General features: G+C 57.8%; 8 protein-coding genes and 2 pseudogenes. 7 read left to right on the top strand and 3 right to left on the bottom strand.

The genetic code is table 11. The annotated features are described in order from the left end of the window. Positions 1-31 precede the first annotated feature (31 nt). Positions 32-181: pseudogene (locus tag ABIE33_RS18405) on the top strand (IS110 family transposase); the annotation flags it as partial. On the opposite strand, the pseudogene ABIE33_RS18400 reads toward ABIE33_RS18405, so the two are convergent. From ABIE33_RS18400 to ABIE33_RS18390, 3 genes and pseudogenes are all read right to left on the bottom strand, one after another. Continuing rightward, positions 151-993, bottom strand: a pseudogene (locus ABIE33_RS18400) (IS30 family transposase); the annotation flags it as partial. The pseudogenes ABIE33_RS18405 and ABIE33_RS18400 overlap by 31 nt on opposite strands. Before the next feature lie 290 nt (positions 994-1283). Then, complete coding sequence (locus ABIE33_RS18395; RefSeq protein WP_429127718.1) at positions 1284-2657, bottom strand: ISNCY family transposase; 1374 nt, start codon at positions 2655-2657, stop codon at positions 1284-1286. 296 nt (positions 2658-2953) lie between these two features. After that, positions 2954-4711: an adenylate/guanylate cyclase domain-containing protein gene (locus ABIE33_RS18390; RefSeq protein WP_429127715.1), complete on the bottom strand. Its 1758-nt coding sequence runs from the start codon at positions 4709-4711 to the stop codon at positions 2954-2956. Between the two features lie 759 nt (positions 4712-5470). On the opposite strand from ABIE33_RS18390, the gene ABIE33_RS18385 reads away from it, so the two are divergent. From ABIE33_RS18385 to ABIE33_RS18360, 6 genes are all read left to right on the top strand, one after another. Then, a complete protein-coding gene (locus tag ABIE33_RS18385) occupies positions 5471-6715 on the top strand; it encodes an efflux RND transporter periplasmic adaptor subunit (RefSeq protein WP_429127712.1) in 1245 nt (414 codons plus the stop codon). 184 nt (positions 6716-6899) lie between these two features. Then, positions 6900-7391, top strand: a complete 492-nt coding sequence (locus ABIE33_RS18380) for a TetR/AcrR family transcriptional regulator (protein WP_429127709.1) — start codon at positions 6900-6902, stop codon at positions 7389-7391. 325 nt (positions 7392-7716) lie between these two features. Further along, entirely contained in the window at positions 7717-10875 is a 3159-nt protein-coding gene (locus ABIE33_RS18375) for an efflux RND transporter permease subunit (RefSeq protein WP_429127707.1), read from the top strand. Positions 10876-11027: 152 nt separating this feature from the next. After that, the gene (locus tag ABIE33_RS18370; RefSeq protein WP_429127705.1) at positions 11028-12320 is read left to right on the top strand and encodes an adenylate/guanylate cyclase domain-containing protein; all 1293 of its coding nucleotides are present in this window, start codon (positions 11028-11030) and stop codon (positions 12318-12320) included. Between the two features lie 404 nt (positions 12321-12724). Beyond that, the gene (locus tag ABIE33_RS18365) at positions 12725-13012 is read left to right on the top strand and encodes a hypothetical protein (RefSeq protein ID WP_429127702.1); all 288 of its coding nucleotides are present in this window, start codon (positions 12725-12727) and stop codon (positions 13010-13012) included. Between the two features lie 103 nt (positions 13013-13115). Continuing rightward, entirely contained in the window at positions 13116-13577 is a 462-nt protein-coding gene (locus tag ABIE33_RS18360; protein ID WP_429127700.1) for a transposase, read from the top strand. Positions 13578-13692: the final 115 nt, after the last annotated feature.

Raw genomic sequence — 13692 nt, 5'->3', positions numbered from 1 at the left:
GGTGTCGTTGTCCCGAATGGAGGAGCCTTCCATGTCTGAGCTTGCAACAGTTGGAACAGACCTGGCAAAGAACGTTTTTCAAATCCACGGTGTCGACAATGGTGGACGAGTTCTTTTCCGTCGCCAGCTCCGCCGCAGCCAGTTGCTCGGCTTCTTGACGTTTTCCACCGCACCTTTCTGCCACGGCGCACTGGGGTCGCAAAACCAGCTCCGCGCGCCGATGCCATCTTCCAAAGCCCTGAATCCGGCAAACTCCGTGCCACGATCAAAGGTGAAGCTCTGCCGGGCAAAGGCTGGCAAGGGAGAGAACGTTTCGATGATCTTGTCCATGATCGGTCGTGAGTGCCGGCTCTGGTTCTTGATCATGACGGTGTAGCGGCTCTTGCGTTCGATCAGTGAGGTCACGTTGGCGTTGCCCAGGTCACGTTGGAAGATCAACAAGTCGCCCTCCCAATGCCCGAACTGCGAACGATCATCAATGAAATCAGGACGTTGCGATATCCTGCAGGCAGCAGGAAAAGTGCCGTCGCGCGGTTTCCTCGAGCCGCGGGGGCGGCGTTTGCGGCGACCTTCCGTCAGATGCTGATAGAGTTCCAGCGCCTGATCTTCCTTGCCGTAGATGAAGCGATAGATCGTCTCGGTGCAGACCCGCACGGCGCTCACGCCATCGGCGAGCAGACGACCGGCGATCTGTTCCGGGGACCAAAGTGCCTTCAGCTGCGCGATCACCAGTTCGCGTAATTGCGGGTGCCGCACAAGCTTCCTCAAACGCTGCCGCCGCTCTTTGCGGATATCGTCAGCAACCGTTGGGAAGTAGCCGCTATAGTCGGGCAGCTCGCGATCGTGGAAGGTGTTGCGCCGGATCTCACGATAGATCGTCGATCGATGACGACCAAGTTCGCGCGCCATTTCTTTGATCGGCAGTTTGCGTTCGACGAAATGGAAGAGGCGGCGTCGATCGGCCAGATTCAGCTGCGAATAGCGTCGGAACATGCCAAAATCTCCAAGGTGAAGCCATTGAAATCATTGGCATGTCGCACTTGAGAATAGAATGTACCCGGCTACACACACTGTGGCGGGGAAGTTGGAATGTCCGCTTTTGTGCAGAGTAGAAATGTCACTTTGGGCGCGTCTTCAGCCATTTAGAAATGCGACACTCGACATGTCCACTTGCACTGAGGCAAGCCCCCGACCGGACCGGCTGGGCCGGGTTGCGAGGGAAGGGAGGGGGCGGGTGAGACGCACCCCTTCGGCTTTAGCTTTGAGACTATGCGATCGACCATTCACTCCGCAGCAGGTCGCGATAACGCCTTCGTGCGCCGCATAATCACCGCCGGATCGTTCATGAAATCCGTCTTTGGCCCAGGCTTGCGGCCACGCGGCGTATAGTCATTCTTGGCACTGTTGGTCTTCACCTTCGGCTGCGGCTGCGGCTGATCCTGGCGTTCCTTGATATAGGCCAGCACATCGCCAAGCCGCTTGTTCTCGGTAATCGCCGCATGTGTCACTCGCTGGTCCTTGTCGAACACCGTGTAGGGCAGGCAATACCCCTTCCAGCGCACATCCAGGCGTCCGTCAGCATAGGCATAGGTCTCGACATAACGTCCGACCAGACCACGCGTCACCTCAGTCTCCTCCAGCATGATCCGCTTGCGCTCGAACGAAAACGTCAACTGCGATCCGACATAACGCTGTTCGCGCTTGCACAGGATCTCGTGTAGTCGATCCGGTGCCAGATTCATCGGCCGGTGCAGGTCATCGGGCCGGGCAGGGGCAATGGCAAACCGCGCATTGTAGTGCTTCATGAAGCCGGGCAAAAACGCATTGCCTGCCTCCATGTTGTCGATGCCAGCCAGTCGCAGTTCTTTGACCAATCGGTCCTGCAGTGTTCGATTCATCCGTTCGACACGCCCCTTGGCCTGACTCGAATTTGCGCAAAGAATCTCGATATTTAGTTCCGAGAGTGCACGTCCGAACTGGGTCATGCCCTGGCCACCCTTGGCATCCTTCTTCGCCACCCGGAACACCGAATGCTTATCGGAGTAAAAGGCGACCGGTGCCCCGTGATCGCGCAGATACAGCGCCAGCGCTTCAAAGTAAGTGAAGGCGCTCTCCGAACGCACAAAGCGCAACTGCATCAATCGACCAGTCGCATCATCGACAAATACCAGCAGCGAACAAGGCGGCCCGCGATCCTCAAACCAACGATGCTCGGACCCATCGATCTGCACCAGCTCGCCATAGGCCTCGCGTCGCAGCCGCGGCTGATGAAACGTGCGACGCTGCTTGCGCGACAGCCAAAGCCCGGCCTCCGACATCCAGCCGCGCAACGTCTCGCGCGACACACGCAATCCATCGCGCTCGGCAAGCTTCTCGGCCGCCAGCGTCGGACCGAAGTCCGCATAACGTTCACGAACCAGCGTCACCGCGTAATCCCGAACACCGTCGCTGATCCGATTGTTCGACGGCCGGCCGATTGCCTTGTGCCGGATCGACGCCGCACCGCCGGTACGCATCCGCTCCAGAAGACGGCGGACCTGGCGCGTGCTCAGATCAAGCACATGCGAAGCCGACACCAGCGTCATCCGGCCGGCCATCACTTTCGATAGAATCTCGATCCGCTGCAGGTCGCGCTCGCTCATCGCTATCAATCCCATCCGCAATCTCCCAGGTCATCAAAACCCGGGGAGAGTGACATTCTTACTTTGCAGAAACAGGACACTTCAACTTTGCGGCTACACACACATGTCAGATAATATACCTTATGGAACTTTTACCACCTGTCCTTCGTCATCGCCTCATCCACGACGCCGACGGTTATGAAGCTTGTGGTGGGTTTCGCAGCGGCATTAAGGAAGCCGGTCGATGACCAGTCACAATCTTGGCAGGCGTCGCGACGTGCTGGCGGGAACGCCTCCGGTAAGCGATCGGTTCTCGAGGTCAATCCAGCCCGTCAATTCAGTCCGGCACGGGCAAGTCCCTCGATCAGGCGCGCCCGATCCTCGCCGCGGACGAAGGAAGATGTTGCTCTGACCGCGTCCCGAGAGATATCAGGAACTAGCGACTTGAGCCGTCCGAGCAAGTCTGTGGCAGCCTCATGGTTGTCCAGAAGTCCGGCACAGGCTGTGCCGATGACCAGCGGAACCGCGTGGCCAGAACGCAAGCGATGCGCCTCCCGCGCGTAACTCAATCCAAGTTCGTAGTTCGCGCCCTGGAAATAGGCCATGGCGTAGTAAAACTGAAAGTCGCCAAGAAAAGCCTCGCGCGGGCTCAGTCTGAGGGCGTAGTCGATGCAAGGAATGGCGTCAGCCGCGCGACCTCCGTTGGCATGCGCAAGTCCCAACTGGCCATGTGCAAACGCGGAGTTGGGGTTGATCGCGTCAGCCTGGGTGATCGCTGCCATAGCCAGGACATTGTCACGCGTCGCAAAAGCTATCATCGCCTGCGCAAGGTACGTCCACGGTTCCTTATCGTCCGCGGCAATGGCTTGTTGGACGAAATCCCTGGCAAGCGTCAGGGCATGTCCCATGTCCTCCCACCCCTGGAACGCGCGCCACATGGTAATCCAACCTTTCATGGCGAGCGCCTGCGCATAACCGGGTGCCAGTCCGATTGCCCGATCGAGCAGGGGGAGCATCTTGCCGCTGCTCTCCTCAGACAACTGGGAACACAGGAACACCGCCCGCACGACACACTCCCAGGCATCAAGGCCATGATGCGGCTTGGGGCTTTCGCGGGCATGCTCTGCCGCCAGGAGTTCCGGCCCAATGCGACCGACGACACTTGCGGTGATTTCGTCCTGAATGACGAAGATGTCCCCGAGGTCGCCGTCATACTTCTCGGCCCAGAGATGGACTTCGGAGGCCGCATCGATGAGCTGTGCAGTCACCCTCACCCGGTTACCGGACTTGCGGACACTCCCCTCAAGGATATAGCAGATCCCGAGTTCGCGCGCGATGGCGCGCACATCCACGGGCATTCCCTTGTAGGTAAACATCGTGTTGCGGGCTATCACGAAGAAGCCCTTGAGCTTGGACAGCGCGGTGGTGATGTCCTCGGTGAGCCCATCGCTGAAGAAGTCCTGCTCCGGGTCGGCGCCCATGGCGTTGAATGGCAGCACGCCAATGGATGGTCGTTCCGGAAGTGCGGGACTGGGCGATGCCGTTCCTGCGGTCGTCCTTTCCAGAAGAAGGCGGTACAGTCGCACTGGCCGCTCCATGTTCTTTAGCGCGCGTTCGCCGAGGTACTCGTAGCCGCAGTCAAGCTTGCCCGGGAGGTGATCGTACGCAGTGCCGGAAATGAAAATGCCGCCTGGATCCGCCAAGGTCTGGAGGCGGGCCGCGATGTTGACGCCATCGCCATAGAGATCCCCATCATCCTCGTGGATCACGTCACTGAGATTGACGCCGATCCGGAAGGTGATGCGTCGCTCCGCCGAGATATCGGCCTGGTTCTCGGTAACCCCCTTCTGGATGGCGACCGCACAAGCGACGGCATCGACGACCGAGCCGAACTCCACGAGCGCACCGTCGCCCATCAACTTGACAACACGGCCCTGATGCTCGGCCAGAAGCGGATCGATCACCTCCCGGCGCAGAGCCTTGAGGGCCGACAACGTCCCAGCCTCGTCATGTTCGACGAGGCGGGAATAGCCGACGACGTCAGCGGCCAAGATCGCGGCCAGCCGCCGCTCTGCTCTTGCAGTTGCCATGGCTGTCTCCCCCTCAGGAGATTCGCCGGATGAAGCCAGGCAATTGAGGTGCCTGACACCGCGACCGTGCGGGGTCATTCTATCACTGAAGCGCTCATATGGCGACGCTTCACGAGAGTGGCATCGTCAACAGGTACAGGATCCGCGAAGCGGTCAGTGCAACGGCATGTTGCGCTCAAATAGAAGAGCGGCGTCAGATCATGTCGCGATGGACCATTTTCCAGATTGCCGTGACACCGAAATCCAACTGACCGGAGTCAGCAAATCGTGACATCGCTTTTGCCTCGTGATGACCTTTCAGGCACTTTCCTCGTAAAAGTCCTCTGGCTGATGCTTTCTCGCGCTACATCGACGTGCATCGAAGCCCAGCGAGAAAACATGCCAGTTAATCTCGGTTCGAAATCGATGCCGCCATCGGCGGCTGGTTGGGTCAGCGTCAGTCCGTAGGGATCCCCCGGTTTTTGTCGACGATCTGCAGCGACGTGATAAAGACGTCGTTGGAGCCACCGAACCATCAACTCGGCCCAGCGCGCGCGCTGAGCGGAGGATTGCGCCCCTGCGGAAGAGCCACCACCCCTCGTCAGAGCCTTCGATCCGTTCGCGATGAGCGCCACGTGCCATATTCAAATCTCACCACAAACCGCCCTCTCTATCGATAGGTAGTGTCTTGACTCGCGCCGCCTCCTTCACTATCTGGCGGTAACCAACCTATCGATAGATAGTGACGGCGCACCTGATCTCATCCACAGGACGTTAAAAGTGACGGATAACCTCCCCTCTTCAGCCATCAAGCCCGGTCAACAGACGGTCAATGACGCCAACAATCCCATCAAGAAACGTAGTGCCACGACCTGGACCGTATCGCTGATCGCGATCGCCGTCGTCACAGGCGTTGTATTCCTTGGACCTCAGTTCCTTGCTGAACCCACCGAGGCCGCGGTCGCCGTTACGCCTCCAACTGTCGCCGTCAGCGCGCCGGTTCAACGCGACATCAACAAGCGACTTACTCTTCTTGGCCAGTTTTCCGCCGCCCAGCAGGTAGAGTTGCGCGCTCAGGTAGGCGGCACGCTCACAAAGATCGCTTTCAAAGATGGCGATGTTGTTCAAAAAGGCGATCTCTTGTTCCAGATCGACCCAACGCCCTATCAAAACCACTTCATCAAGACGAATGCCGCGCTTGCAATTGCACGCACACGTCTGGAACTCGCCACTATTGAAGCAGCGCGTGCCACCGCACTGAAAAAAAATGGCGGTGGAACCGCACAAAACGCCGACCAGAAGGTCGCCGAACAGCGCGCGGCGCAGGCTGCGGTCGATGCTGCGAAGGCCGATATTGGTGATGCCCAATTCGACCTTGACCGGACACGTATCACCGCGCCATTTACCGGACGCATAGGCACGCACCAAGTGTCCGAAGGCAACCTGATTGCCGGCAGTCGTGCGGCCACTAGCCCGACCACCCTGCTTGCGACGATCGTATCTACCGACTCGCTATATCTGAACTTCGACATGAGCGAGTCTGACTATCTGATCTTCCAGCGCGAGCGCCAGAAGCGCAACAATACGCTTGAAGCCAGGGTCAAGATCGCCCTCGCCGATGAAAAGGAGTTCAACCATGTCGGCACGCTCGATTTTATCGACAACGCGCTCGATTCCTCGAGCGGCACGATCCACGCTCGCGCGACCGTGTCGAACGCTGACGGTCTGCTGACGCCCGGCGGATTTGCCCGCGTCCTCGTTCCCATCGCTCCCGCGTCTCCTGCCCTTCTCGTGCCTGACGCCTCTGTCCTACCCGATCAGTCTGAGCATGTCGTCCTGACGGTCGGAAAGGACAATATCGTCACCCCGAAACAGGTCGAGATCGGTGATCTGCGAGACGGTCTGCGCGTAATCCATTCTGGGTTGGAGCCCTCCGACCGCATCATCGTCTCCGGCATTCCTATCGCTCGGGCCGGCGCCACTGTCACTCCACAAGACCAGAAGATCCAGACCGCGACAAACTGAGCACTGAGGAGGACTGGAGCCGACTGATGTCAGAAAGGGTTACTGACTATGGTTAGATGAAGATCGACAAGGGATTTTCCTTTTGCGTGCTTAGCTGTATATCTAACGATAGATAGGCAGCCGAGATTGCTGGAACTTTGAAGCGAGGACAGAAAAGGTTATGAGAGATACAGCAAGCCTCCTTATGAACCTCGCCGAAGACCACATTCGGGACGCAGGCTACGCGGGATTCAGCTTTCGCGATTTGGCCGCCGAGGCTGGCATTAAGAGCGCGAGCGTTCACCATCATTTCGCGACGAAGTCTGCGATGACGGCTGCTGTGGCGAAGCGCTACGCGGACCGCTTCTTCCTGAGCGTCGCCCCAAAGCCAGGCGAAAGCGCGAGTGAGGCGATTGCCGCCTATCGTGAAGCCTTCAGGTCGTCGTTCAGCAGAGATGGCCGGATGTGTCTCTTTGGTGTACTCGGCGCCGAAGCCGGAGGCCTCGCGCCCGAAGTCGCAAGCGTGATCCTTGCATTCTTCCAACGCTGCATTGAGGATTTGTCGCAAAGGATTGGGGGTACGGACGCCCAGGCGCGCGCCTTCCAGGTGATGGCCACCTTAGAGGGTGGAATGATCCTTGCCCGCATCTACAAAGATGTCGCCGCGTTCGACCAAGCGGTAGCCGCTTTGGCGTAGTCCCGAAATAGTCACAAGCTAACAGACGCGGCTCGCTCGATCCATTGGGGGAAGCGGGACTGTGATATCTCGAACGCTCGCGGTCCGCTGACGTGGCGGCGGTTCTGTCGCCCACGCTAACCTTGTCGTTCGCGACGCCTCCGTCCGTGCTCATCCGGCCGAACACATCGTCCTGAGAGATGGAGCGATGCCGCACCTCGAAACAGATTGAGGATCTACGGATCCGCGTGACGGCCAGCACTCGTCGCGCGCCGGTGTGATTGTCACACAGCAGCATCTGCAAATCCAAACCGCGTCAAACTGACAGCTAAGGCAAAATTGAGCTATGAGACTTTCCCACTTCTTTATTGAGCACCCGCGGTTCGCCGCAGTGATCAACATCTTCCTTGTGGTGTTCGGGCTTGCCGCCGCGACGTTTCTGCCGGTCGCCCAATACCCGGATATCGTACCCACGACCATTCAAGTGGTAACCAGGCTCCCGGGTGCGTCCGCTGAAGTTGTCGCTCGCACAGTTGCGACGCCGCTCGAACAGGCCATCAACGGCGTCGAGGGAATGGACTACATCAGCAGCCAGTCGACGGGCAATGGCCAACTCACCATCACGGTGATCTTCAAGGTTGGCACGGATCCGAATACCGCTCTGCTTTTGACGCAGAGCCGTGTGCAGGACACGTTGTCGAGGCTCCCGGTCGAAGTTCAGGCGCAGGGCGTGCAGGTGAAAAAGACCATCCAGGCTCTCCTTCTCGGCGTCCATTTTTACTCCCCGAACGGCACACGCAGTGTCGAATACATGTCCAACTACATGCTGAAAGTTCGCGACCAGATTGCGCGTCTTCCTGGTGTAGCGGACATTCAGGTCTTCGGGGAGCGCCGGTACGCCATGCGGATTTGGGTGGATCCTGACAAGGCAGCGGCAGTCGGTGTTAGCTCCAATGAGATCCTTGCAGCGCTTCGCGCCCAGAACGCACAAGTTTCGGCCGGCGTTTTAAACCAACCACCCATTCAAACCGATGCTGCCTACGAAATCAACGTTCAGGCTCTCGGTCGTCTGACTACGCCTGCACAATTCGGTGACGTAATCGTGAAGTCCGACAGTTCTGGCCGCGTCACCTTCATCCGTGACATCGCTCGTGTGGAACTCGGTTCGATCGACTACGGTTCAATCGCTTACGCCGACCATTACCCCTCCGCGCCTTGGTTTGCCATTGCCACACCGGGTGCGAACGTCGTCGAGGTCGAACACGCTATCTGGGACAAGATGGCGGAACTGAAGAAATCATTTCCGTCAGACATGGACTACATGAGGATTTATGATCCGACGACGTTCGTCAGCCAGTCCATCCACGAAGTCATTGAGACAATCATCATCGCGGTCATTCTGGTCGTGGGCGTGGTCTTCATCTTCCTTCAGAATTGGCGGGCGACAATCATCCCCGTGATCGCAATCCCGATCTCACTGATCGGCACATTCATCATTCTCTCCGTGCTCGGTATCTCGATTAACAACCTTTCGCTGTTCGGCATGATCCTTGCGGTGGGAATTGTCGTCGACGATGCGATCGTCGTGGTCGAAAACGTCGAAAGGAATATGTCTCTCGGCATGTCGCCGCGGGAAGCAGCGCACAAGACGATGGACGAGGTGTCCGGAGCACTGGTCGCCATCGCAGCGACACTATGCGCCGTCTTTGTTCCGTCGGCCTTCATCAGCGGGATTTCGGGCCTGTTCTTCACGCAGTTTGCGGTTACCATCTCGGCATCGACGCTAATTTCCCTCATCGTCTCGCTGACCCTGAGCCCGGCTCTTTGCGCTGCCTTCTTGAAGTCACACCACGCCCATCAAAAGTCGCGCGGTGTTAAACGCGTCGTCGACAGCATTTTTGGACGTTTCAATTCGGGCTTCGAATGGCTGTCGTCGGGTTATGGCAAGATGACGGCAAGGCTTGTACGCGCGACAGCGATCGTCGGCATCGCATACATCGGGCTGATCGGCCTGACAGGTTTCCAGATGTCGCGACTGCCGGAAGGCTTCATTCCCGAACAGGATATCGGCTATCAGGCTGTTGTGCTGATCCTCCCACCGGGCTCAAGTCTCGAGCGGACGGACGAGGTTATCCACCAGGTCAAGGAAATCATTCTGAAAGTCCACGGTGTTGAGCACATGTCCCCAGTCGCGGGCCTTGACGTCACAACCAACACAATCGCCCCGAACGTCGGAACGATCTTTTATTCGCTGCCGTCCCTCTATGACAAGCACGTTCCCGGCATCACTGCCGCGACGATGCTTCCGAAAGTCCGCGCAGCCCTCGCCGGGATCAAAGACGCCGTCGTCATCGTGGTCAACCCTCCTGCCGTTCAGGGTCTAGGAGCCGCAGGTGGTTTCAAGTTGATGGTGGAGGACCGTGGGGACCACACGGCTCAGGAACTTGCCGACGCAACGAATACTCTCGTGGCCGCCGCCAACAAAGATCCGGCATTCGCTGGAGTGTTCACGCTCTACAATGCCGGCGCACCCTCACTCTTTGCCGACATCGATCGTGAAAAGGCGCAGAAACTCGGCCTGACGCCAAGTGACGTCTTCTCAACATTGCAGTTCTATCTCGGCTCGCAATACGTGAACGACTTCAATTATCTGAACCGCACGTATCAGGTTGTCGCCCAGGCGGATCAGCATTTCCGGAAAACCGCCGACGACATCGGCCGACTAAAAGTCCGCAACGCAAGCGGTGACATGGTTCCGATCAGCGCGGTTGCGAGCTTCCGGGACAGCACCGCGCCTTACCGTCAGCCGCGTTACAATCTGTACCCAGCAGCCGACGTCCTGGGGTCCGCAGCACCGGGCGTCGCCTCCGGCACGGCGCTTGAAAGGATGGAAGAGTTAGCCCAACAGGTACTGCCTCCCGGCTTCGAGATCGAATGGACGGAACTCTCCCACCAGCAAAAGCAGCAGGGCATTCCGACGATCGCGGTTTTCGCCGCTGCCGCGTTCTTCGTCTTCCTCGTGCTGGCGGCACAATATGAAAGCTGGAAACTGCCGCTGGCAATTGTTCTGATCGTGCCGATGTGCCTATTGGCGTCCGCCACCGGATTGAGCATTCGCGAACTTCCGATCGACATTCTTGCGCAGATCGGTTTCGTGGTGCTGGTCGGTCTCGCGGCAAAGAACGCGATCCTCATTGTCGAGTTCGCTCACCAACGTGAACGTGATGGCGATACACCCGAAGAAGCCGCCACCGCCGCCGCCCAGGTCCGCCTACGCCCGATCTTGATGACCTCCTTCGCGTTCATCCTGGGTGTCTTCCCGCTTGTCGTCGCGACGGGCGCTGGAGCGGAAATGCGCCAGTCCCTGGGTACTGCGGTGTTCTACGGAATGCTCGGCGTGACGATTTTCGGCCTGATCTTCACCCCCGCCTTCTACACATTCATCCAGAAACTGGGCACCAAGTCACGCACAGTGACGACGAATGGAGAGTCGGCTTACCGTTAGCTGACACGTCAAGCGGGTCCAATTGTTCCGCTTGACCCGGGCACCGATGATCGCCGGCGATGGGGTCCCATCGTCGGCGCCAAACAAAGCTCCATCGCTTTTCGGAAAGACCGCGCACGGCGCCTCTTCGACACAGACCAAGAAAGTGTTTCATGAACACGACCCCCACAAATCTGAGCTTCGTTCCTGGAGACGGTCAGTGGCCTCATCAGCGTCATAGCGTTCTCGACTGGTTGATGAATGAAACGCGAACGGAACGCTATATTGATAATCTCTTCGTCGATCTTTGCGAGCGACTGAACGCCGCCGGAATTCCGATTACGCGCGCAACGCTACATTTTCGCACCTATCATCCGCAATGGCTGGGCGCGCGGATATTCTGGCATGCTGGAAACGCGCAGGCGACGATCCATACCTTTGACTACGGCATGGAGAAGACCCCAGAATTCCTCCTGAGCCCGGCATTCGAGATCTACCAGGGATCCAGCGAAGTTAGACAACGTTTGGAAGAGGGACCATTTGAGCGCTCCTGGCCTCTTCTAAATGAGCTCGTTGAGCAAGGCTCCACGGATTACGTTGCCTGGCCGATGGACCATACTCTTGGCAGGAGACACTTCGTGAGTTTTTCGACGAGGGAGGCAGGCGGCTTCAAACTGGAACACTTCGCGTTCCTGAAAGACCTGGTCCCGGCGCTCTCATTGATAACCGAGATAAGGTTGAAAAACGTTCTCGCGAGAACGTTGCTTGAAACCTATGTCGGTCCCCATGCCAGCGAGCAGATACTCGCGGGCGCGACCACTCGCGGAAGCGGCGCTACCGTTAGCGCGGCGATCTTGATTTGCGACCTTCGGGATTTCACACAAATCTCCGATCTTTGGCAACGCGACGATGTGATCGAAATGTTGAACGCGTATTTCGATGCCATATCGGAGCCGATAGAGAAGAACGGGGGCGAAATTCTGAAATTTCTGGGTGACGGGCTTCTCGCAGTTTTTCCCCTCACTCACGCGCGCGCCTGTGCAGACCTTCTCGATTCCATCAGGCAGGCTCGAGGCAACATGGCCGCTCTGAACGAACAGAACCATGTCCGGAACAGGCCGATGCTGAATTACGGCATCGGCGTCCATGTCGGAGACGTCATGTATGGCAACATCGGATCCAGTAAGCGGCTTGATTTCACGGTAATCGGCCCGGCGGTTAACATCGCCTCGCGGCTGGAAAGTTTGACCAAGGAAATCGGACGCTCAGTGCTGGTATCCGGTGCCTTCGCGGATGAAGCACGCTGCTATACCGGGTTGGAGCGCATGGGCCTGTTTCCGTTGCGCGGGCTTGGTGAACCTATCGAGGTGTTCGCACTAAACGAAGCGAACGAGACTTGCGAACCGCCGGGTGACTCCTCTGTGATAACCGCGATCAGTCTCCCGCAATCCAGCCATGCGGCCTAGCTGTGGAGCCGGGAAAACAGAAGACGTCGATCGGCGAACTCGCGGCATGTTTTCAAGGGTGGATCCCTGCGTAGTGAATGCGGCCCGGCACAACGTGCTCGACCATCAATGGTTCGCCCCTGCATCAACAGAAACTCGTTGTGTCGCCAGGCCAAAGCACAACGCCTGAAAACCACCCAAACAACCGTATCGTAAGCGCGCGGAGGACCCGTCGACTTCGTTCAAACGTTAGACGTCGCAACCACTCTCCATTTTCAACGCGAGTGGCGGACACAATCGCCAACCCTTTCAGGTGGCCTGGGCTTGCTTGCACTCCGGCATCCATTGGAGCGATCGCGCTTCGCGAAGCGGCGGTGGAGAGCTCCTAGAGTCACCTACTACCTCTGCCGATAGGAACAATCGAGGTGAAGATCGCTGTTCGTCGTGATCTAACGACACCGCGATTGACGAAGGCTTCACCCGTGACGGTCGAACCGCCGAAGGAAAGATTGGCATTCCTAGCGAAGAATTTGATGGAGGCCGAAGGGAACGAATTCAGGACCTGCGGCGAGAGCGTCCTTACCGACCGACCATTTATCAATTGGCCACAACATTCTCGCATATCGTTGATTTATAACTTCTTCTTCCGAAGGATTTCTTCAGACACCGCTTACGACCGCGGCGATCTCACCCCCTTTCCCGATCCATATTGAAATGGCTCGCCTACCGAATGATAGGCAACAAAGAGCCGCTTTGGTGTGTTGACTCTGCAATTCACTCCGTTGAGAACGATTACGGCTACAGAGGGAACGTATGATGGCTGACGAAAATGCAATGGAATCGATTGTTCCTGTCGTCGACGGGAATGCGCCAGTGAAGGCTGCACGCAAGCAAAACAATTCACCAAGGCAGGCGAAAGCGGCCGGGGTAAAAAGGCAGGTCCCGCAGGAGACTTCGGAAAAAAAAGCGCCCGCTAAGGCTCGACTCACCGAACAAGAAAAGCTTGCGAAGCTTAAGCTGATTGAAGAACAGGTCAGTGGCGGCAAGACGAAAATCAAGGACGCGATCAAGAGCGCCGGGATCTCGGAACAAACCTACTATCAGTGGAAGCGAACCGTGATGCCTGTTGCTGAGACCAAAGACGAGCCTAGCTCAGGTGGAGACGATCTCGCCAATCTCATCCAACTTGAATCGGAGAACCAGCGCCTCCGTGTGCTTCTTGCCGAAAAACTGCGCGCGGAAAACGCGGAACTGAAGAAGAGGCTTGGGTTGGCGTGAGCCATTGAGATCGTTGTCAGTTTCATGGCCTTACAAGTCCCCTCGCCTTTCGATCAGCGGGCAGGTTGGTTGAAGCGGGTGAAGATGCGCTATATCTGTCGCCAAATTGCAGCTG

The sequence above is a fragment of the Ensifer sp. 4252 genome (assembly GCF_050434565.1).
Taxonomy (GTDB): domain Bacteria; phylum Pseudomonadota; class Alphaproteobacteria; order Rhizobiales; family Rhizobiaceae; genus Ensifer.
Note: the sequence above shows the minus strand (reverse complement) of the source record. Positions and strands in the feature narration are given on the sequence as shown.

What these genes read in the sequence shown, in the direction of transcription:
- ABIE33_RS18395 (WP_429127718.1), bottom strand. Translation starts at nt 2,657, where the DNA reads ATGGGATTGATAGCGATGAGCGAGCGCGACCTGCAGCGGATCGAGATT.
- ABIE33_RS18390 (WP_429127715.1), bottom strand. Translation starts at nt 4,711, where the DNA reads ATGGCAACTGCAAGAGCAGAGCGGCGGCTGGCCGCGATCTTGGCCGCT.
- ABIE33_RS18380 (WP_429127709.1), top strand. Translation starts at nt 6,900, where the DNA reads ATGAACCTCGCCGAAGACCACATTCGGGACGCAGGCTACGCGGGATTC.
- ABIE33_RS18375 (WP_429127707.1), top strand. Translation starts at nt 7,717, where the DNA reads ATGAGACTTTCCCACTTCTTTATTGAGCACCCGCGGTTCGCCGCAGTG.
- ABIE33_RS18370 (WP_429127705.1), top strand. Translation starts at nt 11,028, where the DNA reads ATGAACACGACCCCCACAAATCTGAGCTTCGTTCCTGGAGACGGTCAG.
- ABIE33_RS18360 (WP_429127700.1), top strand. Translation starts at nt 13,116, where the DNA reads ATGGCTGACGAAAATGCAATGGAATCGATTGTTCCTGTCGTCGACGGG.